At 73.1% G+C, this 25,372-nt stretch carries 22 protein-coding genes; 14 read left to right on the top strand and 8 right to left on the bottom strand.

The features are described 5' to 3' along the window. Positions 1-90 precede the first annotated feature (90 nt). The 3 genes from WN71_RS05785 to rhaI form a co-directional block, all read right to left on the bottom strand. A complete protein-coding gene (locus WN71_RS05785; RefSeq protein WP_046583432.1) occupies positions 91-1,536 on the bottom strand; it encodes a rhamnulokinase in 1,446 nt (481 codons plus the stop codon). Next, positions 1,533-3,572, bottom strand: a complete 2,040-nt coding sequence (locus WN71_RS05780; RefSeq protein WP_046583428.1) for a bifunctional rhamnulose-1-phosphate aldolase/short-chain dehydrogenase — start codon at positions 3,570-3,572, stop codon at positions 1,533-1,535. The genes WN71_RS05785 and WN71_RS05780 overlap by 4 nt, the downstream gene beginning before the upstream one ends. A 248-nt stretch (positions 3,573-3,820) precedes the next feature. Continuing rightward, on the bottom strand, positions 3,821-4,981 hold the full coding sequence (gene rhaI / locus WN71_RS05775; RefSeq protein ID WP_046583427.1) for an L-rhamnose isomerase: 1,161 nt from the start codon (positions 4,979-4,981) through the stop codon (positions 3,821-3,823). A gap of 307 nt (positions 4,982-5,288) precedes the next feature. Here rhaI and WN71_RS05770 point away from each other — a divergent pair, with 307 nt between their 5' ends. The 10 genes from WN71_RS05770 (at position 5,289) to sigJ (ending at position 16,194) form a co-directional block, all read left to right on the top strand. Continuing rightward, entirely contained in the window at positions 5,289-6,806 is a 1,518-nt protein-coding gene (locus WN71_RS05770; RefSeq protein ID WP_046583425.1) for a sugar ABC transporter ATP-binding protein, read from the top strand. Continuing rightward, positions 6,803-7,939 carry an ABC transporter permease gene (locus WN71_RS05765; RefSeq protein WP_240529566.1) on the top strand — a complete coding sequence of 379 codons (1,137 nt, stop codon included), beginning with the start codon at positions 6,803-6,805 and terminating at the stop codon, positions 7,937-7,939. The genes WN71_RS05770 and WN71_RS05765 overlap by 4 nt, the downstream gene beginning before the upstream one ends. Beyond that, positions 7,932-8,906: an ABC transporter permease gene (locus WN71_RS05760; protein ID WP_046583424.1), complete on the top strand. Its 975-nt coding sequence runs from the start codon at positions 7,932-7,934 to the stop codon at positions 8,904-8,906. The genes WN71_RS05765 and WN71_RS05760 overlap by 8 nt, the downstream gene beginning before the upstream one ends. A gap of 65 nt (positions 8,907-8,971) precedes the next feature. After that, positions 8,972-10,051, top strand: coding sequence for a rhamnose ABC transporter substrate-binding protein (rhaS, locus tag WN71_RS05755; protein ID WP_046583422.1), 1,080 nt, complete (start codon positions 8,972-8,974; stop codon positions 10,049-10,051). 17 nt (positions 10,052-10,068) lie between these two features. Continuing rightward, positions 10,069-10,389 (top strand): L-rhamnose mutarotase, encoded by a 321-nt coding sequence (locus WN71_RS05750; RefSeq protein ID WP_046583490.1) that lies wholly within the window; start codon positions 10,069-10,071, stop codon positions 10,387-10,389. Between the two features lie 17 nt (positions 10,390-10,406). Next, on the top strand, positions 10,407-11,849 hold the full coding sequence (locus tag WN71_RS05745) for a BNR repeat-containing protein (protein ID WP_046583420.1): 1,443 nt from the start codon (positions 10,407-10,409) through the stop codon (positions 11,847-11,849). Positions 11,850-11,926: 77 nt separating this feature from the next. Further along, positions 11,927-12,949 carry a LacI family DNA-binding transcriptional regulator gene (locus WN71_RS05740; protein ID WP_046583419.1) on the top strand — a complete coding sequence of 341 codons (1,023 nt, stop codon included), beginning with the start codon at positions 11,927-11,929 and terminating at the stop codon, positions 12,947-12,949. Between the two features lie 120 nt (positions 12,950-13,069). After that, entirely contained in the window at positions 13,070-14,371 is a 1,302-nt protein-coding gene (locus WN71_RS05735) for an alpha/beta fold hydrolase (protein WP_046583418.1), read from the top strand. Positions 14,372-14,424: 53 nt separating this feature from the next. Further along, positions 14,425-15,168, top strand: a complete 744-nt coding sequence (locus WN71_RS05730; protein WP_046583417.1) for a PIG-L deacetylase family protein — start codon at positions 14,425-14,427, stop codon at positions 15,166-15,168. 123 nt (positions 15,169-15,291) lie between these two features. Continuing rightward, positions 15,292-16,194: an RNA polymerase sigma factor SigJ gene (gene sigJ / locus WN71_RS05725; RefSeq protein WP_046583415.1), complete on the top strand. Its 903-nt coding sequence runs from the start codon at positions 15,292-15,294 to the stop codon at positions 16,192-16,194. A gap of 19 nt (positions 16,195-16,213) precedes the next feature. On the opposite strand, the gene WN71_RS05720 is transcribed toward sigJ, so the two are convergent. Next, positions 16,214-16,414: a DUF5999 family protein gene (locus WN71_RS05720; RefSeq protein ID WP_046583485.1), complete on the bottom strand. Its 201-nt coding sequence runs from the start codon at positions 16,412-16,414 to the stop codon at positions 16,214-16,216. Between the two features lie 185 nt (positions 16,415-16,599). Here WN71_RS05720 and WN71_RS05715 point away from each other — a divergent pair, with 185 nt between their 5' ends. Further along, positions 16,600-17,451, top strand: coding sequence for a pentapeptide repeat-containing protein (locus WN71_RS05715; RefSeq protein WP_046583413.1), 852 nt, complete (start codon positions 16,600-16,602; stop codon positions 17,449-17,451). An 87-nt stretch (positions 17,452-17,538) separates the two neighbouring features. On the opposite strand, the gene WN71_RS05710 is transcribed toward WN71_RS05715, so the two are convergent. Next, positions 17,539-19,098: a cytochrome P450 gene (locus WN71_RS05710; RefSeq protein WP_046583411.1), complete on the bottom strand. Its 1,560-nt coding sequence runs from the start codon at positions 19,096-19,098 to the stop codon at positions 17,539-17,541. Between the two features lie 177 nt (positions 19,099-19,275). Between WN71_RS05710 and WN71_RS05705 the strand changes: the two genes are divergently transcribed. Both WN71_RS05705 and WN71_RS05700 read left to right on the top strand, forming a co-directional pair. Then, positions 19,276-19,881: a TetR/AcrR family transcriptional regulator gene (locus WN71_RS05705; RefSeq protein ID WP_046583410.1), complete on the top strand. Its 606-nt coding sequence runs from the start codon at positions 19,276-19,278 to the stop codon at positions 19,879-19,881. A gap of 97 nt (positions 19,882-19,978) precedes the next feature. After that, the gene (locus WN71_RS05700; protein ID WP_046583408.1) at positions 19,979-20,713 is read left to right on the top strand and encodes a DUF2470 domain-containing protein; all 735 of its coding nucleotides are present in this window, start codon (positions 19,979-19,981) and stop codon (positions 20,711-20,713) included. On the opposite strand, the gene WN71_RS05695 is transcribed toward WN71_RS05700, so the two are convergent. Together WN71_RS05695 and WN71_RS05690 are read right to left on the bottom strand one after the other, a co-directional pair. Further along, the gene (locus WN71_RS05695) at positions 20,681-21,898 is read right to left on the bottom strand and encodes a lactonase family protein (protein ID WP_079177679.1); all 1,218 of its coding nucleotides are present in this window, start codon (positions 21,896-21,898) and stop codon (positions 20,681-20,683) included. The two genes, WN71_RS05700 and WN71_RS05695, sit on opposite strands and share 33 nt — an antisense overlap. A 274-nt stretch (positions 21,899-22,172) precedes the next feature. Beyond that, complete coding sequence (locus tag WN71_RS05690; protein WP_046583407.1) at positions 22,173-23,117, bottom strand: LysR family transcriptional regulator; 945 nt, start codon at positions 23,115-23,117, stop codon at positions 22,173-22,175. A 233-nt stretch (positions 23,118-23,350) separates the two neighbouring features. Here WN71_RS05690 and WN71_RS05685 point away from each other — a divergent pair, with 233 nt between their 5' ends. Further along, positions 23,351-24,253, top strand: coding sequence for an SDR family oxidoreductase (locus WN71_RS05685; RefSeq protein ID WP_046583405.1), 903 nt, complete (start codon positions 23,351-23,353; stop codon positions 24,251-24,253). Positions 24,254-24,280: 27 nt separating this feature from the next. Here WN71_RS05685 and WN71_RS05680 read toward each other — a convergent pair whose 3' ends face one another. Continuing rightward, positions 24,281-25,333: a hypothetical protein gene (locus WN71_RS05680; RefSeq protein ID WP_046583403.1), complete on the bottom strand. Its 1,053-nt coding sequence runs from the start codon at positions 25,331-25,333 to the stop codon at positions 24,281-24,283. Positions 25,334-25,372 lie beyond the last annotated feature (39 nt).

Below are 25,372 nucleotides of genomic sequence, written 5' to 3'. Positions count from 1 at the left end.
CGCGGGTCCGCCGGGGTGGGTGATTCGCCGCGTCGCGGGTCCGCCGGGGCGGGTGATGCACCGAGTGGCGCGTCCTCCGAGGCAGGTCGTTCACCGCGTGGCGAGCCGTTCCGCCGCGGCCCGCCAGCGCGCGGTGTCGCCGCTCGGCTCGTACCGGGTGAGCGGCTGGGTGCGGGCCACCAGGTCCCGCATCCCCGCGCGGTCGCCGACCAGCCCGTGCGCCCGCGCCTGGACCAGGACGTTGCCGAGCGCGGCCGCCTCCGCCGGACCCGCCACCACCGGCAGCCCGCAGGCGTCGGCGGTCAGCCGACACAGCAGCTCGTTGCGGGTGCCCCCGCCGACGATGTGCACCACGTCCACGGAATGACCGGCCAGCCGCTGCGCGTCCTCGATCGCCTTGCGGTGGGCCAGCGCGAGGGAGTCGAGGATGCAGCGCGTGATCTCGGCGGGCGTGCCCGGCACGGGCTGCCCGGACGCGCGGCACGCCTCGGCGATCCGCTCCGGCATGTGGCCCGGCGCGAGGAAGGACGCGTCGCCCGCGTCCACCACGGACCGCAGCGCGGGCACGGCGGCGGCCTCCCGCAGCAGCTCCCCGAGGTCCGGGTCGCCCCAGGCGCGTACGCACTCCTGCAGCAGCCACAGGCCCATGATGTTGCGCAGATAGCGGACCGTGCCGTCGAGGCCCAGCTCGTTGGTGAAGTTGGCGGCGCGGCTCTCCTCGCTGAGCACCGGCGTCTCCAGTTCGAGCCCGGCCAACGACCAGGTGCCGGTGCAGATGTAGGCGAATCGCTCGCCGGTCGCGGGGACCGCCGCCACCGCGGAGGCGGTGTCGTGCGAGCCGACCGCCGTCACCGGCACCGGCCCGCTCAGCCCGGTCTCGTCGAGCACCTCGGACCGCAACAGGCCCGCTGGATCACCGGGTTGCCGCAGCGGCGGGAACAGTGAGAGGTCGATGTCGAGCCGCGCGGCGAGGTCGTAGGACCAGTCGCGGGTGCGCGGGTCGATCAGCTGGGTGGTCGAGGCGTTGGTGAGTTCGGTGCCCTGCTCGCCGGTCAGCCAGTACGTCAGCAGGTCCGGGATCAGCAACAGCCTTCGCGCGTGCGCGAATTGCGTCGTGGAGCGGGCCGCGGCCAGCTGGTACAGGGTGTTGAAGGGCGCGTACTGGAGGCCGGTCGCCGCGTACAGCTCGGCCGCCGGCACGGTCGCCCACACTTTCTCGGCGACGCCCTCGGTACGGGCGTCGCGGTAGTGCACGGGGTTGCCGAGCAGCGCGCCGTCGGCGTCGAGCAGGCCGTGGTCGACGGCCCAGCTGTCCACGCCGACGGAGTCGACCTGCCCGGCCGCCCGCAGCCCGTCGAGCACACCCGCGTACAGCGCGAGGATGTCCCAGCGCAGCCCCTCCGGTGTGCGCACGGGCCGGTTGGCGAACCGGTGCGCCTCGGCGAGCTCCAGGGTGTCCGGCCCCACCCGGCCGACCATGACGCGTCCGCTGGACGCCCCGAGGTCGACCGCGGCGAAGGTCCCCCGGGCCGTCATCGCAGGAAGGCGGCGGCGACGCCGGCGTCGACCGGGACGTGCAGCCCGGTGGTATGCGTCAACTCCCCGCCCGTCAGGGCGAACACGGCGTTGGCGACGTGCTCGGGCAGCACCTCCCGCTTGAGCAGGGTGCGCTGGGCGTAGAACTCGCCGAGCTTCTCCTCCGGCACGCCGTACACGGCCGCGCGCTGCGCGCCCCAGCCGCCCGCGAAGATGCCCGAACCGCGCACCACGCCATCAGGGTTGACGCCGTTGACACGGATGCCGTGCTCACCGAGCTCGGCCGCGAGCAGCCGCACCTGGTGCGCCTGGTCGGCCTTGGTCGCGGAGTAGGCGATGTTGTTGGGGCCGGCGAACACGGCGTTCTTGGACGCGATGTAGACGATGTCGCCGCCGAGCCGCTGCGCGATCATCACCCGCGCGGCTTCCCGCGCGACGAGGAACGAGCCACGGGCCATGATGTCGTGCTGGAGGTCCCAGTCCTTCGCCGAAGTCTCCAGGAGCGGCTTGGAGATGGAGATGCCCGCGTTGTTGACGACCAGGTCCACACCGCCGAACGCGAGCGCCGCCGCGTCCAGCGCGGCCGCGATCTGCTCCTCGGACGTCACGTCCACGGTGACGGCGACGGCCTTGTCGGGACCGCCCAGTTCCTCCGCGACGGCCGCGGCGTTCTCCGCGTCGAGGTCGGCGATCACGACGCACGCGCCCTCGGCGACCAGCCGCGCCGCGATGGCCCTGCCGATCCCGCTGCCCGCGCCGGTCACCAGCGCCACCCGGGTCGCGAGCGGCTTGGGCTTCGGCATCCGCTGGAGCTTGGCCTCCTCCAACGCCCAGTACTCGATGCGGAACTTCTCCGACTCCTCGATCGGCGCGTACGACGACACCGCCTCGGCGCCGCGCATCACGTTGATCGCGTTGACGTAGAACTCGCCCGCGACGCGCGCGGTCTGCTTGTCCTTGCCGAAGGAGAACATGCCCACGCCCGGCACCAGCACGATCGCCGGATCGGCGCCGCGCATCGCGGGGGAGTCGGGCTCGGCGTGCCGCGCGTAGTAGGCGGCGTACTCCTCGCGGTACTCGGCGTGCAGTTCGTTCAGCCGGGCGATCGCCTCCTCGAGCGGCGCGGTCGGCGGCAGGTCGAGGACGAGCGGGCGGACCTTGGTGCGCAGGAAGTGGTCGGGGCAGGACGTGCCGAGGGCGGCGAGCCGCGGGTGCTCGGCGCGGGCGGTGAAGTCCAGCACCACGTCGGAGTCGGTGAAGTGCCCGACCTGCGGCCGGTCCTGGGAGGCGATACCGCGGATGTACGGCGCGAGCGCGGCGGCCCGCGCGTGGCGCTCGGCGTCGGGCAGGGCGCCGTAGCCCTCGACGACCGGGCCGAAGGGCTCGGCCTTCCCCCTGTCCGCGAGGAACGCCTCGGCGGTGCGGATCATGTGCAGCGAGTTGCGCTCGCACTCCTCGGCGGTGGCGCCCCACGCGGTGATGCCGTGCCCGCCGAGCACGACACCGATCGCCTGCGGGTTGGCCGCCTTGATGGCCGCGATGTCCAGGCCCAGCTGGAAGCCGGGCCGGCGCCACGGCACCCAGGCCACGGTGTCCCCGAAGCACTCGGCGGTCAGCTTCTCCCCGTCGGCGGCGCAGGCCAGCGCGATGCCGGAGTCGGGGTGCAGGTGGTCCACGTGGGCGGCGTCGACGAGGCCGTGCATCGCGGTGTCGATGGAGGGGGCCGCGCCGCCCTTGCCGTGCAGGCAGTAGTCGAAGGCGGCGACCATCTCGTCCTCGCGCTCGACGCCCGGGTAGACGCCGGCGAGCGCGCGCAGCCGGTCCAGGCGCAGGACGGCGAGACCGGCCTCGGTGAGCGTGCCGAGGTCGCCGCCCGAGCCCTTGACCCACATCAGCTCGACGTCTCCACCGGTGACGGGGTCGGTGTCGGTGCCCTTGGCGGAGGTGTTGCCGCCGGCGTAGTTGGTATTGCGCGGATCGGCACCGAGCCGGTGCGACCGGGCGATCAACGCGGCGGCTTCGGGATGGCTGGCCATGCGGATTCCTTAAGTTCGTCGGAAAGCGTTCTGTGGGTGCCCCTTCCAGGGGCGCGGGGAACTGCGCGCTCAGCCCCCGCAGGCCCGCGGGCGGGCGATCCGGGTGGTGCCCCCGTGCGGGTCCGTCGTGGCTGGTCGCGCAGTTCCCCGCGCCCCTGACGGGGCACAGGGGCCCGGGGCCCGGAAGGGGCGGGGGCCGGGACACCCCGTTGCCCCGCCCACCGTCAGCCGGCGCGCCCCCGCAGGGGTCAGGCCCCCCAACCGGCCTGCTCCCCGCCCACCCGCTCGGAGACGATCCGCTCACCCCAGCCGGACCGGCGGTACGCCGCGATCGGGTCGGGGTCGATGCCCAGCTCCTCGCGCACCTCGCGCAGCAGCGGACGTACGTCCGTGTTGTACGCGTCCATCAGCACCGCGTTCGCCTCGAGTACGTCACCCGAGCGCTGCGCGTCCGTCAGCGCGTCCCGGTCGACGAGGAGGGCCTTGGCGGTGGCCTCCTGGACGTTCATGACCGAGCGGATGATCGCCGGGATCTTCGCCTCGATGTTGTGGCACTGGTCGAGCATGAAGGCGACGTCCGAGCCGAGGCCCCCGCCGCGCACCACCTCGTACATGATCCGGAACAGCTGGAAGGGGTCCGCGGCGCCGACCATCAGGTCGTCGTCGGCGTAGAAGCGGGAGTTGAAGTCGAACCCGCCGAGCTTGTCCTCGCGCAGCAGGGTCGCCACGATGAACTCGATGTTGGTGCCCGGCGCGTGGTGCCCGGTGTCGACGACGACCTGCGCCTTCGGGCCGAGCTTGAGGCAGTGCGCGTAGGCGGTGCCCCAGTCCGGCACGTCGGTCGAGTAGAAGGCCGGCTCGAAGAACTTGTACTCCAGCAGCATCCGCTGGTGCTCGCCGAGCCGCCCGTACACCTCGGCGAGACCCTCGGCGAGGCGGTCCTGGCGGCCGCGGAGGTCGTCCTGGCCGGGGTAGTTGGTGCCGTCGGCGAACCACAGCTTCAGATCGCGCGAGCCGGTGGCGTCCATGATGTCGACGCACTCCAGCAGGTGGTCCACGGCCTTGCGGCGGACCGCGGCGTCCGGGTGGCAGATGCTGCCGAGCTTGTAGTCGTCGTCCTGGAAGGTGTTGGAGTTGATGGCGCCGAGCCGCACGCCGCGGTCCTCGGCGTGCTTGGCGAGGGCGGCGTAGTCCTCGACCTTGTCCCACGGGATGTGCAGGGAGACGGTCGGCGCCACCCTGGTGAACGCGTGCACCTGGGCCGCGTCGTCCAGCTTCTCCTGCGGAGTGCGGGGCACGCCCTGCTGGGCGAACACCTTGAAACGGGTCCCCGAGTTCCCGTACGCCCACGACGGCGTCTCGATGGCCTGGGACTTGAGCGCGGCCTTCACCGCGGCGAGGTCGGTCACAGCAGGGCTCCTGTGGCATCGGTCGCGACAGCGACTTCAAAAGTCGAGGTGATGAGTCGACCGGGTGCGTCGACTGACTGAACTGGTGAAACGATTCAGAACGGCAAGCTATGAGCCCTCGGGAGAGGTGTCAAGCGTTCCGGTGCACCCGGTTCTCCGTAACTCCGCCGTGACCTTCGGGTCTCAGAAGTTTTTCGACTCGCACCATTGACGTGACATGGCTGAAGTGTCTAACTTCCCGGCAACCCAGTTGAAACCTTTCACGACGCGGTGCGGGCCTTCCGGCCGGTGTCGTCGAGGAGCCCCCATGACCCACCCGTCCGACACGGGGACCGCCCCGGTGCTGGCGCTCGAGGACGTCTCGAAGTCCTTCGGAGCCGTGCGCGCCCTGCGGAACGTGTCGCTCGAGCTGTACGCCGGTGAGGTGCACGCCCTCGCCGGGGAGAACGGCGCGGGCAAGTCGACCCTGATCAAGACGCTCGCCGGGGTGCACCGGCCGGACGCCGGCCGGGTGCTGCTCGCGGGCGAACCCGTCGTCTTCCACGGACCCGGCGACGCCCGCGACGCCGGCATCGCCGTGATCTACCAGGAACCGACCCTCTTTCCCGACCTGTCGATCGCCGAGAACATCTTCATGGGCCGCCAGCCCAAGCGGGCCCTCGGCCGCATCGACCACAAGGCCACCCACGCGGCCACCCTCGCCCTGATGAAGCGGCTCGGCGTCGAGCTCGACCCGGACCGTCCAGCCAGCGGCCTGTCCATCGCCGACCAGCAGATCGTGGAGATCGCCAAGGCGCTCTCCTTCGACGCCCGCGTCCTGATCATGGACGAGCCGACCGCCGCCCTCACCGGCAGCGAGGTCGCCCGCCTCTTCGGCGTCGTGCGCACCCTGCGCGACCAGGGCGCCGCCGTGCTGTTCATCTCCCACCGCCTGGAGGAGATCTTCCAGATCTGCCGGCGCGTCACCACCCTGCGCGACGGCGCCTGGATCGCCAGCGAACCGCTGGACGGCATGACCGAGGACGACCTCGTGCGCCGCATGGTCGGCCGCGACCTCGACGAGCTCTACCCCAAGCAGGACGTTACGCCGGGCGATGTCGCGCTCAGCGTGCGGCGGTTGACCCGCGAGGGCGTGTTCACCGACATCTCCTTCGACGTGCGGCGCGGCGAGATCGTCGGCCTCGCCGGGCTCGTCGGCGCCGGCCGTACCGAGGTGGCCCGCGCGGTGTTCGGCGTGGACCGCTGGGACGCCGGCGAAGTCGAGGTCGACGGAAAGCAGTTGACCAGCGGCGCACCCTCCACCGCGATGGCCGCCGGACTCGCCCTGGTCCCCGAGGACCGACGGGCCCAGGGTCTGGTGATGGACATGTCCATCGAGCGCAACATCGGCCTCACCGGCCTGCGCACCACCGTCAGGGCCGGTCTGATGGACCGCGGCGCCGAACGCAGCCGCTCCCTGGACTGGGCCGTCAAGCTCCAGGTGAAGTACGCCCGGATCGCCGACACCGTCTCCACGCTGTCCGGCGGCAACCAGCAGAAGGTGGTCCTCGCCAAGTGGCTGGCCACCGGCCCCCGGGTGCTGATCGTCGACGAGCCCACCCGCGGTATCGACGTCGGCACCAAGGCCGAGGTGCACCGGCTGCTGTCCCAGCTCGCCGCCGACGGCGTGGCGGTGCTGATGATCTCCTCCGACCTGCCCGAGATCCTCGGCATGGCCGACCGCGTGCTCGTGATGCACGAGGGCCGGCTGACCGCCGAGATCCCCCGCTCCGAAGCCACCGAGGAAACCGTGATGGCCGCAGCCACCGGGAGGGCCGCCGCATGACGGTGACCACCCCGCACGAGACCACCGTCGCCGGCGTACCGAAGTCCAGCGGCACCCGGCTCGCCGACCGCGTCTTCAAGATGCGCGAACTCGCCATCCTCGTCGTGTTCCTGGTGATGATCGCCGTCACCGAGGCGGGCAACAGCCAGTTCCTGTCCGAGCAGGGCATCAAGGACCTGCTGCTGAACGCCACGATCCTGGTGCTGGTCGCCACCGGCCAGTCCCTCGTCGTGATCACCCGCAACGTCGACCTGTCCGTCGGCTCCACGCTCGGCATCACCGCGTTCGCGGCCGGCACCTACCTCCAGGGCGGCGGGAACCCCGTTCTGGCGATCGTGTTCGCGATCCTGCTCGGCATCGGCTGCGGCCTCGTCAACGGCCTGCTGGTGAGCCTCGGCCAGGTACCCGCCCTCGTCGTCACGCTCGGCACGCTCTACATCATCCGCGGCGCCGACTCCATCTGGGTCGGCTCCCGGCAGATCACCGCGGCCGATCTCCCCGGCGGATTCGTCGACTTCGGCTCCGGCGGCATCTCCGCGGTGCCGTGGCTCGCGCTGATCGCCCTCGCCGTGCTGGTCGTGGTGGCGTACTACCTCAAGCAGTTCGGCAGCGGCCGCGAACTGTACGCGCTCGGCTCCAACCCGGAGGCGGCCCGGCTCGCGGGCATCCCCGTGCGCAAGCGCATCCTCGCCGCGTACACCGTCTGCGGCGGCCTCGCGGGCCTGGCCGGCGCCATGTACCTCGCCCGGTTCGGCAACGTCGACTCCAGCACCGGCAACGGCTACGAACTCACCGTCGTCAGCGCGGTGGTGGTCGGCGGCGTGGTCTTCACCGGCGGCTCCGGCAGCGTCTACGGCGCGGCTCTCGGCGCGCTGCTGCTGACCTCCATCAACAGCGTGCTGCCCGCCCTCGGCGTCAGCTCCGTGTGGGTGCTCGCCATCAACGGCGTACTGCTGCTGCTCGCCATCGCGGTCGACCGGGTCGTCGCCGTGCGGGTCGCGACGGCGCTGAAGAAGAAGTCGGCGCTGCGGAAGGGGACGGCGGCCACGTCGGGGCCGGCCGCGAGCCTGCCGCAGCAGGACAACTCGCCGTCGGACCCGTCCGGTGCGGAGAAGGGGAACACCCATGCCTGAGTCCTTGACGCGCGCGATCCGCTGGGACACGGTCGTCGGCGCCCTCCTGATCGTCCTGCTGCTGTTCTCCTTCGGCTTCGTGGACGGCTTCGGCAACGCCCTGAACCTGTCGTTCTTCCTCGGCAACACCCTGCCGATCGCGCTGATCGCGCTGCCGATGACCCTGCTGGTCGTCTCCGGCGAGATCGACCTGTCCGTCGCGTCCACCGCCGGTCTCTCCGGCGCGGTGATGGGCAAGCTGTGGAACGACGGCATGGCGATCGAGACGATCATCCCGATCTGCCTGCTGCTCGGCGTGGTGTGCGGCCTGGTCAACGGCCTGCTCGTGACCCGGCTCGGACTGCCCTCCCTCGCCGTCACCATCGGCACGCTCGCCGCCTACCGGGGCATCGCACAGATCGTGCTCGGCTCGAACGCGGTCACCGACTTCCCCACCCAGTACCTGGACTTCGCCGCCGGACGGTTCGGCGACAGCTTCCTGCCGCAGGCCTTCCTGCCCTTCCTCGTCCTGCTCGCGATCGCCGTGGTCGTGCTGCACGCCACCCCGTTCGGACGGTCGCTGTTCGCGATCGGCGCGAGCGAGGAGGCCGCCCGGTTCGCCGGCATCCGCGTCAAGCGGGCCAAGCTGCTCCTGTTCACGGTGACCGGCGTGATGGCCTCCCTCACCGGCGTGTTCTGGGCCCTGCACTACGCCAGCGCCCGGTACGACAACGCCACCGGACTCGAACTCTCCGTCGTCGCCGCCGTGTTGCTGGGCGGTATCGACTTCGACGGCGGCAAGGGCACGCTCGGCGGCGCGGTCGCCGGAGTGTTCCTGCTCGGCGCGCTCCAGAACGTGATGAGCCTGCTCAACGTCTCCGCGCAGTCGCAGATCGTCGTCACGGGCGTGCTGCTCGTGATCTCCGTGCTCGGGCCGCGGGTGGCCCGGCAGATCGCGATCGCACGGGCCGCCGGGTCCCCCGGCTAGACCGCTCGCCTCGCCCTCTTTCTTTCTCTCACCTTCGTCACACCTCGTCAGAAGGACAATCCGCCATGCGCAAGTCAGCCATCCGCCGCAGCTGCGCGGCGCTCGCCGCCGTCACCTCCCTCGCCCTGGGCCTCACCGCCTGCGGCGGCACCACCAAGAACGACGTCAAGGACGACTCCGCCGGCGCCGCCACCTCCGGCAAGGCGAACCCGAACGCGGCCCTCAAGAAGGGGCTGACCGTCGGCTTCCTGCCCAAGGCGGTCAACAACCCGTACTTCACCTCCTCCGACAACGGCGGCAAGAAGGCGCTGGAGGAGCTCGGCGAGTCGTACAAGGAGGTCGGCCCGAGCAGCGCCACCGACACCTCCGGCCAGGTCTCCTACGTCAACACCCTGACCCAGCAGCAGGTCGACGCGATGGCCGTGTCCGCGCAGGACCCGGGCGCGCTGTGCACCGCCCTCAAGCAGGCCATGAAGAACGGCATCAAGGTCGTCACCTACGACTCCGACACCAAGACGGACTGCCGCAACGCCTTCGTCTCCCAGGCGTCCGCCGAGGACCTCGGCCGTACCGAGGTGCAGCTGCTCGCCGAGCAGATCGGCTACAAGGGCCAGATCGCGATCCTGTCCGCCGCGCAGACCGCGACGAACCAGAACACCTGGATCGGCTACATGAAGGACGAGCTGAAGGACCCCAAGTACAAGAACATCAAGCTGGTCAAGGTCGCGTACGGCAACGACGACGCCCAGCAGTCCTTCCAGCAGACCCAGGGCCTGCTCCAGCAGTACCCGAACCTGAAGGGGATCATCTCCCCGACCACGGTCGGCATCAAGGCGGCCGCGCAGTACCTGTCCGGCTCCAAGTACAAGGGCAAGGTGAAGCTGACCGGCCTCGGCACGCCCAACGACATGCGCAAGTACGTCAAGAACGGCACCGTCGAGGGCTTCGAGCTGTGGGACCCGGCGAAGCTCGGTGACCTCGCCGCCCGCACCGCGGTCGCGCTGTCCTCCGGCCAGATCACCGGCAAGGAGGGCGAGACCTTCAAGGCCGGCGACACCACCTACACCATCGGCAAGGACGGCGTGATCAACCTGGGCAAGCCCACGGTGTTCACGAAGGACAACATCGACCAGTTCAACTTCTGATGTCCGAGGGGGCGTTGATGCAGCGCGTGTGCTTCCTGCTGAAGGTCAGGGCGGACCGGCTGGCCGAGTACCGCGAGCGTCACGCGGCCGTGTGGCCGGAGATGCTCGAGGCGCTCGGCGCGACCGGCTGGCACAACTACTCGCTCTTCCTGCGGGACGACGGACTGCTCGTCGGCTATCTGGAGACCGAGGACTTCGCTGCCGCCCAGGCCGCCATGGAGGCCACCGACGTCAACGCCCGCTGGCAGGCGGAGATGGCGCCGTTCTTCGAGTCGCTGGACGGCGCCCGGCCCGACGAGGCCATGAAGCCCCTCAGCGAAGTGTTCCACCTCGCCTGACGCGGGAGAGACCGGCCATGCCACCCCACCACACCCCCCGCACCGGGGCGCCGCCGTCCGACCGGCGCGCGGCGCCACCCACCCCCTCCGTGACTCGCCGTCGTATCACCGAACTCGACCCGCGGGCGCTCTACTTCGTCTCCTACGACGGACTCGTCAACAACAACTCCTTCCAGCAGAACGGACTGTTCACCCACCGCGGCCATCAGTACGCGGCCTGGTGGACCGCCACCCGGCACGCCGTCGTCGCCCGCCGAGCGCTCGGCGCGGACCGGGCGGACCGCGCGGGCGGCACTGGCGGGGCGGGCGGATCCGGCGGCTGGTCCACGATCACCCTCGCCCACCGCCTCAAGAGCGACGACTCGCACAACGTCATCTCGCTCGGCCACTCCCCGCTCGACGGCCGGCTGCACCTCGTCATGGACGCCCACAGCGACGGCTACTTCTACGTGAAGTCCGCCGCCGGGCTCCTCGACGACCCGGCCGGCACCGCATGGACGCCGGACGTCCTCGGCCCCGTGCGGTCGACGCTCGACGGGCTCGCGCTCACGACCCGCTTCACCTATCCGCAGTTCCTCCCCACCCCCGAGGGCCGCCTCCAACTCGGCTACCGCACCGGCGAGTCCGGCGACGGGCGCAACGCCCTCGCGGAGTACGACGGTTCGGCCTGGACCGAGCTGGGGGAGTGGACCGGCTCCACCGGCACCTACACCACCGCCCACGGCTCCAGCACCGCCCGCAACATGTATCTGCACGGCATCGGCTACGGCGGCGACGGCCTGCTGCACGCCTTCTTCACCTGGCGCGAACGCGACCCCGCCGTCCTGCGCCACCCGGGCGGCCTCACCAACCACGACACCGGCTACGTGCGCTCCGCCGACCGCGGGCGCACCTGGCACACCGACGCGGGGACCCTCGTCGCCATCACCGGCACCCCGGACACGGTGACCGTCACCGACCCCGGGCTCGTCGTCGACCCGCTCGGCCCGGACCACGCCCTGATGAACCAGGAGAGCCAGGCCGTCGACTCGGCCGGGCTGCCGCACGCGATCATCAGTCACGTGCCCGAGCGCCACGGCCCCTGCACCGGGCCGTACGCCGCCGACCGGGCCGCCCGCGCCCGCGCGCACCACCTGCGCAAGGACGCCGACGGCCGCTGGCACAAGACCGAACTGCCCTTCGCGCTGCACTCCAGCCAGCGCACCGCCCTGGTCCTCGACCGGTACGACAACGCCTACGCGATCCTCCCCCGGGGACGGATCGCCGCCGCGTCCAGGTCCTCCGGCCACACCGACTGGACGCTGCTCGACGACGGCGGCGGACTGAACGCGTTCGGCGAGGTCGTGATCGACCGGACACGCGTCGCCGAGGACCACACCCTGTCGTTCCTGTACCAGGAGGCGTCGAGCGGGACCACCCCCTCGGCGCTGCATGTCGCGGACTACGCGCTGCCCGCCTGACCGGGCGGTTTCCGTGGTTCGATGACGCTAATGTGTGGGGCCCCGCCGCCCCCTGTTCACGTGGAGGTCTCCGCCCGATGGCCCAGTCGGTGGGTATCAAGGACGTCGCCCGCGCCGCCGGAGTCTCCGTCGGCACGGTCTCGAACGTCATCAACCGCCCGGACAGCGTCGCCAGCGAGACCCGGGCGCGCGTGCAGTCCGCGATCGACCGGCTCGGGTACGTGCGCAGCGAGTCCGCGCGCCAGCTGCGCGCCGGCCGGTCCCGGATCATGGGGCTGCTCGTGCTCGACATGGGCAACCCCTTCTTCGTCGACGTCGCCCGCGGAGCCGAGCGCGCCGCCCGCGACGCCGGGCTCGGCGTGATGGTCTGCAACAGCGCGCAGAGCGCGGGCGAGGAGGCCGACTACCTGTCCCTCTTCGCCGAGCAGCGGGTGCGGGGCGTGCTGCTCACCCCGGCCGACGCGACGGGCCGCAACATCGCCGCGTTCCGCCGCCACGGCATCCCGTTCGTGCTCGTCGACCGGGTCGCGGAGGGCACCACCGAGTGCTCCGTGTCGGTGGACGACGTGGCGGGCGGCGCGCTCGCCGTACGGCATCTCGTGGACGCCGGGCACCGCTCGATCGCCTACGTCAGCGGCCCCCCTGGCCTGAACCAGGTCCGCGACCGGCGCATCGGCGCCCTGAACGCGCTCGCCGAGGCCGGCCTCGGCCCCGAGTGCCTGCGCGAGCTGCCCACCGAACGGCTCGACGTGGCCGCCGGCCGGGACGCGGGCGCCCGCCTGCTCGGCCTCGCCGACCGCCCGACCGCCGTCTTCTGCGCCAACGACCTGCTCGCCCTCGGCGTGCTCCAGGCGCTGTACGCGGCCGGCGTCTCCGTCCCCCGCGACCTCGCCATCGTCGGCTACGACGACATCGAGTTCGCCGCAGCGGCCGCGGTGCCGCTGACCTCCGTACGGCAGCCCGCGGTCACCATGGGCGCGCTCGCCGCCGAGCTGCTGCTGGAGGAGACCGAGTCCGCGGGAGAGGCGCCGCACCAGCACCGGCGGGTGGTTCTCCAACCCGAGCTGGTGGTACGTCATTCCAGCCTGATCGCGCGCTGATCGGGTGTGCAGTACGATTTCATGATCCCGGGGTCGGCCCGGGGCAGGGGCATGTGCTGAACTGGGACGCGGCCCGCACGCCGGCCACGACCGTTTTGTACGTCCGTCCCGGGAGACCTGTTGACCGTCAGCTACCGCCAGCCCGGCGTCGTCCTCACCGACCGCCGCTTCACCGTGCCCCTCGACCACGACGAACCGGGTGGCGAGACGATCGAGCTCTACGCCCGTGAGGTCGTCGCGCGCGACAAGGCGGGCCAGGGCCTGCCGTGGCTGGTCTACCTCCAGGGCGGCCCCGGCTTCGGCGCGAACCGCTTCGTCGGCCGGCCGGCCTGGCTCGGCCGCGCGCTGAAGGAGTACCGCGTCCTCCTTCTGGACCAGCGCGGCACCGGCGCCTCCACCCCCGCCAACCGGCAGACCCTGCCGCTGCGCGGCGGCCCCGCCGAGCAGGCCGACTACCTCACGCACTTCCGCGCCGACTCCATCGTCCGCGACTGCGAGGCGATCCGCCCGCAGATCACCGGCGGCGACCCGTGGACGGTCCTCGGCCAGAGCTTCGGCGGCTTCTGCACGGTCAGCTACCTCTCGCTGGCCCCCGAGGGCCTGGCCGCCGCCCTGATCACCGGCGGGCTGCCGTCCCTCGACGCCCACGCCGACGACGTCTACCGGGCCGCCTACCCGCGCATCGAACGCAAGGTCGCCGCGCACTACGCCCGCTACCCGCAGGACGTCGAACGCGCCCGCCGCATCGCCGACCACCTCCTCCAGCACGAGGTGACCCTCCCCAACGGCTACCGCCTGACCGTCGAGGCGTTCCAGTCCCTCGGCATCCTCCTCGGCGGCGGCGACGGCAGCCACCAGCTGCACTTCCTGCTGGAGGACGCCTTCGTGCCCACCCCCGGCGGCCCGGCCCTCTCCGACGCCTTCCTGGAGCAGGTCCAGGGCCAGCTGTCGTACGCGAGCCACCCCCTCTACGCCGTCGTCCACGAGTCGATCTACGGCCGGGACGAGCGCCCCACCGCCTGGTCGGCGGAGCGCGTACGCGCGGAGTTCCCCCAGTTCGACGCGGCCAAGACGCTCACCGGCGACGGCCCGCTGCTGTTCACCGGCGAGACCGTCCACCCGTGGACCTTCGACTGCGACCCCGCGCTGCGCCCGCTGCGCGAGACCGCCGACGCCCTCGCCGCGCGCACCGACTGGCGCCCCCTGTACGACCCCGCCCGCCTCGCCGCCAACGAGGTGCCGGTGGCCGCCGCCGTCTACCACGACGACATGTACGTCGACACCGCCCACTCCCTCGCCACCGCGCGCGCCATCCGCGGGCTGCGCACCTGGGTCACCGACGAGTTCGAGCACGACGGCGTCCGGGCCGGCGGCCCCCGCGTCCTGGACCGCCTGCTCGCGCTCGCACGGGACGAGGTGTGAGCCTCCGCGCCGTCGAGGGGTGACCGTCCGCGCGGAGCCGTAGGCTGCGGCTCATGACCGAGCCGCAGGTTTCCCCGCTCGAACCCATGCCCGACGACTGGCGGCGCGCCCTCGCCGTCGTCGCGCACCCGGACGACCTCGAGTACGGCTGCTCCGCCGCGATCGCCGCCTGGACCGACGGCGGCCGCGAGGTCACCTATGTGCTGGCCACGCGCGGCGAGGCCGGCATCGACACCCTGGACCCGGCCCGCTGCGGCCCCCTGCGCGAGCAGGAGCAGCAGGCCAGTGCGGCCGTCGTCGGTGTCTCCACGGTGGAGTTCCTGAACCACCAGGACGGCGTCATCGAATACGGCGTCCCGCTGCGCCGCGACATCGCCGCCGCGATCCGCCGCCACCGCCCCGAGCTGGTGATCACCCTGAACCACCGCGACACGTGGGGCGGCGTCGCGTGGAACACCCCCGACCACGTCGCCGTGGGCCGCGCCACCCTGGACGCGGCCGGGGACGCCGGCAACCGCTGGATCTTCCCGGAACTCGCCGCGCAGGGCCTTCAGCCGTGGAACGGGGTGCGCTGGGTCGCGGTGGCCGGTTCCAGCACCCCCACCCACGCGGTCGACGCCACCCCCGGCCTGGAGCGTGCGATCCACTCCCTCCTCGAACACCGCACGTACATCGAGGTGTTGACCGACGAGGACCCCGAGACGTACGTCCGCACCTTCCTGACCGGCACCGCCCAGAGCCTCAGCCCACGCTTCGACGGCAAGCCGGCCGTCGCCTTCGAACTCTTCGCCCGCTAGCGGAAGTCGACCGCCCGGGCGGCGGCACCGCCGCAAGGGGCTCAAGTATGCGACGCCGATGTGCCCCCTGATAAGACTGTTCCTGTCGGATCATCACGGGGTGCCGAGCCGAACGGGGACGGGATGGACGCGGAGGATGTGCTGGCCGGGCGGTTCGAACAGGAGCGGGGGCGGCTGCGCGCGGTGGCCTACCGGATGCTGGGGTCGCTCGCCGAGGCCGAGGACGCCGTCCAGGAGACCTGGCTGAAGCTGAGCCGTACGGACGCGGCGGAGATCCGCAACCTCTCCGGCTGGCTGACCACCGTCGTGGGCCGGGTCTGCCTCGACCTGCTGCGCACCCGCACCTCGCGACGCGAACAGCCCATCGACGACGTCTTCACGGACACCTTCGTGCCCGACCCGGTGCTCCGGCCGCTGTCGCGGATCGACCCCGAACAGGAGGTGCTCCAGGCCGACTCGGTGGGGCTCGCCCTGCTGGTCGTGCTGGAGACCCTCGACCCCGCGGAGCGGCTCGCGTTCGTGCTGCACGACATGTTCGCCGTGCCGTTCGACGACATCGCGCCCGTCGTGGAACGCAGCTCGGCCGCCACCCGGCAGCTCGCCAGCCGCGCGCGCCGCCGGGTCAAGGGCGCCACCCCGTCGGCCGATCCCGACCCGGGGCGGCAGCGCGAGGCCGTCGAGGCGTTCATGGCCGCGGCCCGCGCCGGGGACTTCGACGCCCTGCTCGCGGTCCTCGACCCCGATGTCGTGCTGCGCGCCGACTCCGGTGCGCGGATCAGCGGCCCGGCCGCGTCCAAGGTGGTGCACGGCGCCCGCGCCGTCGCCGAACAGGCCCTTTTCTTCCGGGAGTTCGCGCCGCTCTCGCGTGTCGCACTGGTCAACGGCGAGCCGGGCCTGGTCAACGTCGTCGACGGCAAGGCCGTCGGGGTCATGGGCCTCACCGTGTCCGGCGGCCGCATCACCGGCATGTACATCCTGGCCGACCCCGAACGCCTCGCCCGCCTCGACGTGTCCGGCCTGGCGTAGGCGACGGGCCCCGCGTCGGTCAGGCGACGGCCGTGGTCGCGTACGGGGCGCGCCGCGGGGCCACGATCCGCCCGTCGGGCAGGAGTTCACCGGTGTCGTCGAAGACGATCGTGCCGTTGCACAGCAGGCGCCAGCCCTGTTCCGGATGGGTCGTCACGGTCGCGGCGGCCAGATGGACGGGGCTGTCGGCGGTCGGGCACGGGGGCTGGTGACTGCACATGACGGTCTCCTCGACGCGGACGGCTCCTGCCACTCAGGCTGATTCCTCATGGGTAGCAGGGCTTGTTTTCCGCCGGATGAGAGGACGCCCACGGTGGTGGAAACTCGACGGTGAGGTGGTGTTCCACGGAGCCCGGCGGCGAGCTCCGGCGGAGTGGCTCGGCGGGGCTCTGTAGGGTGGGCCGGATGGGTGAGGAAGCCGACGACGCCGACGAACTGGTCCAAGCGCGGCAGGTGTTGCGCGGTGACTGCGCCCGCTGCTTCGGACTGTGCTGCGTGGCCCTGCCGTTCGCCCGCTCCGCGGACTTCGCCGTCGACAAGCCCGCCGGGAAGGCCTGTGCCCAGCTGCGCGAGGACCACCGCTGCGGGGTCCACGACAGGCTGCGGCCGCTGGGTTTCGGCGGCTGCACGGTCTACGACTGCTTCGGCGCGGGCCAGCACGTCTCGCAGGTGACCTTCGACGGCCAGGGCTGGCGCGGCGGTTCACGTGAGCGGGCCCGGCAGATGTTCGAAGTCTTCCCGGTCGTACGGCAGTTGCACGAGCTGCTCTGGTATCTGGCGGAGGCCGTCGCCCTGCCCGCGGCCGGCGCCGTCCGTGCGGACCTGCGCCGCGCCGACGCCGAGACGCGACGCCTGGTCCACCTCCCGCCGGGGGAGCTGGAGAGCCTCGACGTCGCCGCGCACCGCGCCTCGGTGAACGAACTACTGTTGCGTGTGAGTGAGTTGACGCGTGCCGATTTCCGCGGCAAGCGCCGGGACCGGCGGGGTGCCGATCTGCTGGGTGCCCGGCTGAAGGGCGCCGACCTGCGCGGAGTGAGCCTGCGCGGGGCCTGCCTCGTCGCGGCCGACCTGACCGCCGCCGATCTGCGGGGCGCGGATCTGACCGGCGCGGACCTGCGTGACGCCGATCTCACGGACGCCGATCTGACCGGCGCCCTCTTCGTCACCCAGCCCCAGCTGAACGCGGCCCGCGGCGACGCCCGGACCCGGCTGCCGGAGTCGGTCACCCGCCCGGTCCACTGGGCAACCGGGCCCTGACCCCGCCCCCCAAAGGGGCGCGGGGAACTGCGCGTTCGGCCACGGTGGTTCCGGGTGCGCGACTGGGATGCGCGAGCTGGAACTCCCTCAGGGGCGCGGGGAACTGCGCGACAAGCCACCGCCGGTCCGCGGGTCCGTCCCGGCCTCGGGGGCGACGGCCGCGTCGGCGCCGGGCTCGCGTCCGGTCGCGTCCGCAGGCGGCGCCGTACGTCCGTCCAGGCCCAGCCGCAGGCCCACCGGCATCAGGGTCAGCCGTTCGGCCACCCGCAACCGGTAGGCCGGGTCGGCGCGCAGGTCGTAGCGGCGCAGCAGCAGGCCGAGCACCAACGTGGCCTCGTGCAGGGCGAACTGGCGGCCGATGCAGGCCCGCGCGCCGGTTCCGAACGGCTTGAAGGTGTGCGGCGGGCGGCCCCGTACGGCCTGGGCGTCGAACCGGTCCGGGTCGAAGCGCTCCGCGTCCGCGCCCCACACCTCGGGGTCCCGGTGCAGCATCGACGTCAGCACCAGCGTCCACGCGCCCCGCCGCATCGGGTGTTCGCCGGCGAGCACCGTGTCCGCACGCGCCTCTCGGGCGTAGGCGGGCGCCGTCGGCCACAGCCGCAGCGTCTCGTCGAGCACCCGGCGGACGTAACGCAACTTGGCGACCTGGTCGTATCCGGGGGCCGGCGCGTCGCCCCAGACGCGGTCGACCTCGGCGCGGGCGCGGGCCGCGATCTCGGGATGGCGCGCCAGGTAGTGCAGGGCGAAGGACAGCGCGCCCGAGGTGGTCTCGTGGCCCGCCACCAGGAAGGTGATGACCTGGCGCCGGACGTTCTGCGCGGACAGCCGCTCGCCGGTCTCCGGGTGCGCGGTGCGCAGCATCCGGTCCAGCAGGTCCCCGGAGCCGGTCGACCGCCCCGCACGCCGGTCGCGCACGAGGGCGTCGACGGTGCCGTTGAGGTGGTCGATGTCGGCCGCGTTCCGCCGGCTCGCCCCACGCAGCACCAGCGGGGCGAGGGGGAGCGGCACGGTGTTCTGGCGCTGCGCGTAGGCGAGCGTGCCGACCATCGCGGTCACGAAGGGGTGCGGGCGGTCGCGTTCGAACGAGCCGAAGTCGTGGCCGAACCCGGTGCGCGCGATGGTCTCCAGGGTCAGCTTCGTCATGTCGCCGGGCACGTCCACCCTACGGCCGGCCGCCGCCTGCCGGTCCCAGTGATCGGTCAGCAGGCCGGCTGCCGCCAGCATCATCGGGTGGTAGGCCTCCATCGCCTCCCGGCTGAAGCCCGGGGCCAACACGTCGTGCGCCAGTTGCCAGTTGGGCTCGTGGTTGTAGGCGGTGAACAGGGCGTCCCCGACGACCGGCCGCAGATTGGCGATGCCGAGGCCGACATGCTTGGCGAACCGCGACTCGTCCGACAGGTCGGCCACCAGCGGCGCGCCCCAGGTGAAGACGAACTCGTTGCCGAACGCCTTGCGGCGGAAGATCGGCCCGAGCCGCCGGGCGATGCGCATCGAGTCCTGGAGCGGGGTGCGCCGACTCGCGCCGAGCACGTCGCCGAGCAGCGGCAGCCGGTGCGGTGGGTGCGGGATGCGGTCCAGTTCCGGCCAGCCTTGCCGGGCGCCGCGGAACCCCTTCGGTGGCACGGCCCCGGCCGTCGTCTCCGCCATGACGCGAACTCCCTCGGTACTGCGGCAGGTTGGCGTGTTGTACGTGGGTTCAATAACGCGGTTCAGTCTGGTCCCGCCGCCGAAGTCGCGTCAAGGGAAGGAGTGGTGAAGGTGGCCTGGGGCCTGTGTGGCGATTCCCGCACGGGCCCTCGCCCGCCGCGGCACTAGAGTGCGGGCATGGCCGCGAATCAGGAGGAGCGCACCCGGCGGCGGCTCAGCACCGCGGAGCGGCGCGAGCAGCTCCTGTCGGTCGGGGCCCGCCTGTTCTCCGAGAGCCCGTACGACGACGTGTGGATCGAGCAGGTCGCCGAGATCGCCGGGGTCTCCCGGGGGCTGCTGTACCACTACTTCCCGACCAAGCGGGACTTCTTCGCGGCCGTGGTGGAGCGCGAGAGCGAGCGGATGCTGCGGATGACCGCCGCGGTGCCCGGGATGCCGGTCCGCGAGCAGCTGGGCGCGGGCCTGGACACCTATCTGGAGTACGTCCAGGCCCATGCCCACGGCTACCGGGCCTTCCACCGCGCGGACGCGGCCGGCGACCTGACCGTGCGCCGGGTCTACCGGCGCGCGCTGGCGGCGCAGGAGCGCCAGATCCTCGACGCGCTGGCGGCGGACCCCGAGTTCGGGCCCGGCCCGGGGGAGCGGGACGACGTCCGGCTCGCGGTGCGCGGCTGGCTGGCGTTCACGACCGCCGTCTGCCTGGAGTGGCTGCGGGGCTCGGACCTGTCGCGGGAACAGGTGCGGGACCTGTGCGCGCGGGCGCTGCTGGGTGTGCTGACCTGAGGAAGGTGAGCGGACGCCGGGGCAGGGCGGCGCGGCGAGGTTGGCGTGCGCCCCGATCTTCGATAGGTTAGGCAAGGCTTACCTAAGGAGGTCTGGGATGGGTGTCAGCAGCCGGAGCTGGACGGCCGTGCCCGGCGCGGCGGAACAGGCCCGCTCGGTGCTCGCCGCCGCCTGGTCGTGCGAGGTCACCGCGGAAGGCGGACGCGAGGAACTGGTCGGCGCGCACAGCGTGGCCGACGACGGCCGCGTGCTGGTGCACCCGCCGACGGACAGCACCCTGCTCGCCACCGCGATCCTCGCACCCCGAGGAGAGCCCTCCGCCGTCCTGGAGTTCGCCGACGTCGCACCCGTCCCGGTACGGCACCGGGTGCGCGCCCGGCTGTGGATGGCGGGCTGGTTCACCCCCGAGGACGGCGGCCGGCTCGCCTTCCGGCCCACGCGCATCGTGCTGCGCCGCCCGCCCGGCGTCGAGCTGATCGACCTCGACGAGTTCGCCGAGGCCCGCCCCGACCCGCTCGCCACGGCCGAGGCCCACCTGCTCACGCATCTCGCCGACGCCCACCCCGAGGCCGTCGAGCGGCTCACCCGGCTCGTCGAACCCGCGGGCCTCCAGGGCGCCGTACGCGTACGGCCGCTCGCCGTGGACCGGCACGGGCTGACGCTGCGCATCGAACGCGTCCGCGCCCACGGCGACGTACGGCTGCCGTTCCACGCGCCTGCCGACGACGTCGCCCAGTTGACCGAGCGCATCCACGTGCTGCTCACCCAGGCGGGTGCCTGCCCGCGCGGGTCGAACGCCCTACAGCGGCAGCGCGCAGACGGCGACGGGTGACGCGAACGGCTCGCCCGCGAGCTCCAGTTCGCCGGTGGCCCGGTCCACGTGGAAGACGCTCACCGTGCCCGAGCGCTGATTCGCCGCGAACAGCAGCCGTTCGTCCGGCGAGAACGCGATGTGCCGCGGGAAGTCCCCCTGCACCGGCACCGATTCGGCGGCCCGCAGCCGGGCCCCGGCCGCTTCGACCGCGAACCGCGTGAGGGTGTTGCGGCCCCGCCCGGCGAGATAGGCGTGGGCGCCGTCGGACGAGACCAGGAACTGGGCGGGGTAGTTGGTGACCCCGCCCCCGCCGCCCGTTCCCGTCGGCTGGGGCGCCCCGATCGTCAGGCGCCCGCCGTCCGGGTCGTACGCGCAGACGGCGAACGTGTCGTCCACCTCGTCGGCCAGGTAGGCGTACCGGCCGCCCGGATGGAAGGCGAGATGGCGCGGCCCGGCGCCCGCCCGGGTCCGTGCCCGCGCCACCTCGGTGAGCGTGCCCGCCGCGCCGTCCAGCCGGTAGCTGTAGACCGTGTCGGTGCCGAGGTCCACCGCGAGCACGTGCCCACCGTCCGGACTGGTGACGAACTGGTGGGCGTGCGGCCCCTGTTGGCCAGGACCGGGGGCGGGGCTGGTGTGCGTGACCAGATCCGTGCGCTCCCCGAGCCGGCCCTTCGCGTCGATCGGGTGCACGGCCACGCTGCCCGAGCCGTAGTTCGCGCTCAGCAGCCAGCGCCCCGTCGGATGCACGGAGACATGGCAGGGGCCCGCGCCGCCCGTGGCACGGCGGCCCAGGATCGCCCGGTCCGCGAGGCGGATCGCGGTCACCGCGCCGCTGCTGCGCTCGTCCACCGCGTAGAGGGTGCGGCCGTCGGGGTGCACGGCGAGGAACGACGGGTCGGCGACGCCGCCGAGGACCCCGGTGCGGGTGATCCGGCCCGTGCCGGGGTCGTACGAAGCGAGACCGATGCCACTGCCGCCGCCGTCGACGGAGGTGTAGGTGCCGAGGAACAGGGGCCGGGCGCCGGACGGCTCGGGCGAGCCCGACGACCCCGAGGGCTGGGGCGCGCCCGGTGTCCCGGGCGGGGAGCCGGCGGCCGAGGGCTCCGGCGACGCCGCCGCGCCCGACGCCGGGGACGGCTCACGGGACGGGGCTGTGGGCGGGGCCGCCGGTGACGGCAGCACGGTCAGCGCGGCCACTCCCATCGCGGCCCCGGCGAACCGGCGCCTGTTCCAGTCGCCCTGCCGCCCGCCCGTCGCGCCGTTCACCGTCCGCACCTCAGGTCGCCTCGCCGTTCGTCTCGCCGTTCGTGTCGCCGTCCGTGTCCCGTGCCTGGCCGCCGTACGGTCGGCGATCCGGACCGTGGGACGGCCGCCCGGGGCGTCGCGCCCGCTCGGCTGCCCGCCCGGGTCGTCGCGCTCACTCGGCCGTCCGCCTGGCTCGTCCCGCTCACTCGGCCGTCCGCCCGGCTCGTCCCGCTCACTCGGCCGTCCGCTGCCGCTCGCCGGTCAGGGACGACGGGGCGATCCGGCGGAGGGCGTCCAGGAGTGGGCCGCCGTCCCCTTCGCGCGTCACGAGGACCACCCGGAACGGCTCGACGTCCGCGATCGGGACGGTGGTGAGATCGGCGCGCAGCCCGGACCGGGCGGAGGCGGGCGCCACGGCCACGGCCTGTCCCGCCGCGACGACCTCGATCTTGTCCTCGTAGGTGGTGACGGTGACGAACGGTCCCTCGTCGTCGCGTCCTTCGGCGCCGTGCCCGTCGCGGCAGGGGTCCGCCCGGTCCGGGCCCGCGCCCCGCGGCGACGGACCTGCCCCGATCTCCGGCAGCCTCGGCACCGGCTCGCCGGAGATGTCGTCGAGCGTCACCGACCCCTTCCCCGCCAGCCGGTGCGTGAGCGGGACCACCAGGACCCGGGGCTCCTCGTAGAGCGGGACGACCGCCAACCCGTCGGTGGCGAAGGCCAGTCGGCTCACCACCGCGTCCACCCGGTGGTCCAGCAGGGCCGCGCGCGGCTCGTGGTACTGCAGGTGCAGCGCGGTCACCTCGGCCTGCGGGAAACGGTGGCGCAGCTCCCGTACGGCGGGCGTCACGATGATGCCGGTCGTGTAGCCGAGGGTGAGCCGACTGGGCCGGGCGGCTCCCTGCGCGCGGGCCGCGGCCCGCGCCGCCGCCTCCAGCAGCGCCCGGGCCTCCGGCAGGAACGCCTCCCCGGCGGGTGTGAGCCGGGTACCGCGCGGGGTGCGGTCCAGCAGCCGCGCGCCGATCAGGGTCTCCAGCCGCCGGATCTGGCGGCTCAGCGACGGCTGGGCCAGGTGCAGCGCGTCCGCGGCCCTGCCGAAGTGCAGCTGCTCGGCGACGACGATGAAGTACCGCACCAGGCGCAGGTCCAGGTCAGGCGGCGGATCGGAGGATGCGGGCACCCGTCGACTCTAACCCCCGGCGCCCGAGGGACCCCTGCGTCCGATGGGCCCCTGCGTCCGATGGACCCCTGCGTCGGATGGACCCGCCCGCGCCGAGCTGCGGTCATGCTCCAGGTGAATCGGCCGGTGCGGAACGGGTCTTGGACCGGGGCTGCCGTCGGCGCGCAGGGTGGGGAAAGCGGTCCGCCGACGCGGCCGACTCCCCCTTCCCACTCCTCGAGGAGAGATGTGCCATGCGCGTTTTCGTCACCGGTGCGACCGGATTCGTGGGCCGCGCCCTCGTCCGCGACCTGCTCGACGCGGGGCACGAGGTGCTCGGCCTCGCCCGTTCGGACACGGCCGCCGCGGCGCTGACCTCGGCGGGCGCCGACGTGCACCGCGGCGACCTGGAGGACCTCGACGCGCTGCGCGCCGGGGCGGCCGCCGCCGACGGCGTGGTCCACACCGGGTTCGTGCACGACTTCGCCGACTTCCGCGCCTCCGTACGCAAGGACCTGCGGGCCGTCGAGACGCTGGGCCACGCGCTCGCCGGCTCCGGCCGCCCCTTCGTCAGCACCTCGGTCACCGGGCTGCTCGCGCCCTCCCGGCCGGGCACCGAGGAGGACCGCGGGGTGCCGGGGGCGCCGGGTTCGGCGCGCCTGGCCGCCGAGGAGGCCGCGCTCGCCACGGCCGCGCGCGGCGTGCGCGCCTCGGTGGTACGGCTGCCGCTGGTGCACGGGCCGGGCGACCACGGCTTCCTGACCGTCCTCGTCGGCATCGCCCGGGACAAGGGCGTCTGCGGACATGCCGGGGACGGCGCCAACCTCTGGCCCGCCGTGCACGTGACCGACGCGGCCCGGCTCTACCGCCTGGCGCTGGAGCAGGCCCCGGCCGGTTCGGTGCTGCACGCGGTCGCCGACGAGGGCGTGCCCATGCGCGAGATCGCGGCGGTCGTCGGGCGCCGGCTGGACCTGCCGGTGACCGGCGTGGCGATCGAGGACGTCGACGCGCACTTCGGCTGGCTCGGGCACTTCGCCACCATGGACAACCCGGTCTCCAGCACGCGGACCCGCGCACTCCTCGACTGGCGGCCCACCCGCCCCGGCCTGCTGGCCGATTTCGACCAGGACCACTACTTCGCCGTACCGACGGCCTGAGCGGGTTTTCTTGAGGGGTGGGTGCCCTCACCACTCCCCGTCCGCCACCGCCTTGCCCGGTGCGTCGCCCAGCGGCTTCACCTGGCCCGGCGTCGGCTGCTGCCAGGGCTCGTGGTCGTCGCCGAGCCAGTCGCCGACCGGCTTCACGTCGGCGAGCGTGTCGGTGGGGGCGAGGTCCTGCGCCTCCTCGTCGTAGTAGTCGAACCAGGGCAGTCCGGCCCGGGTGTACGCGGCCCGGTCCACCGGCGACGGCGGGGGCTCCTCGCCCGTGATGCGGCGCCACTCGGGAGGCGTCACCAGGTGCACGAACACGCGCCCGGACGGGGACTCCGCCCAGGACGTGAGGGGCCGGTCGTCCTGGTACACCTCCTGGCGCATCGAGCCGCCGACGCCGAGACCCATCGCGGCGGCCGCCGGGCGGGGTCCGCCGCCGGGACGGGCCATGGCGGGGGCGGGCGGGGCTCCCGGCGCGGCCGCCGCCATGGGCATCGCCGCCCCCGCGAAGCCCCCGGGGAGCGGGCGCGCGGCGGCCCGCGCCCGCTCCTGCTCACGCCACTTCGCCAGCTCCGCGTCGTTCAGCGCGAAGCTCTGGAGCTGTACGCCGCCCCAGACCTCCTCGCCGGTGACCTGGCCCTCCACGGTCGCGCCGAGGCCCAGCGGGACCGCGACGAACTGGCGGACCGTGCCCTTGCCGGAGTTGATGCCGTCGAGCCATGGCTGCCTCGGTATCACGAGGTAGTTCTGCGGCTTGCGGGCAAGGCGGTCGCTCCACGGCTTGCCCGAGACCGCGCACACCTTTCCCACGCCGACCTGGAGCGCCGCGGGCTCGCTGCTGCCCGCGAAGCTCAGCCACATCGCCTCGCGCAGATACACCGGCAGCATCACGCCGCCGCGGGCCCGCCACTGCTCGGGCACCGTGTCCGCGTAGTCCTCGACCCTGCGCAGGGGGAAGTCACCGAGCCCCGGCGGCAGCGGATGCGTGCCCGTCTCGGGCAGCCGCAGCGTGCGCACGAACCGCACCGCCACACCGCCCGGCAGCCGCAGCGTGTTCCCGTCGATCCGTACGGCCGTGTCCGTCATGCGCAGGTTCCCCCTCCGAAGTGCCGACGTGCGTCGCGC

Source organism: Streptomyces mangrovisoli (genome assembly GCF_000974985.2).
GTDB lineage: Bacteria > Actinomycetota > Actinomycetes > Streptomycetales > Streptomycetaceae > Streptomyces > Streptomyces mangrovisoli.
Note: the sequence above shows the minus strand (reverse complement) of the source record. Positions and strands in the feature narration are given on the sequence as shown.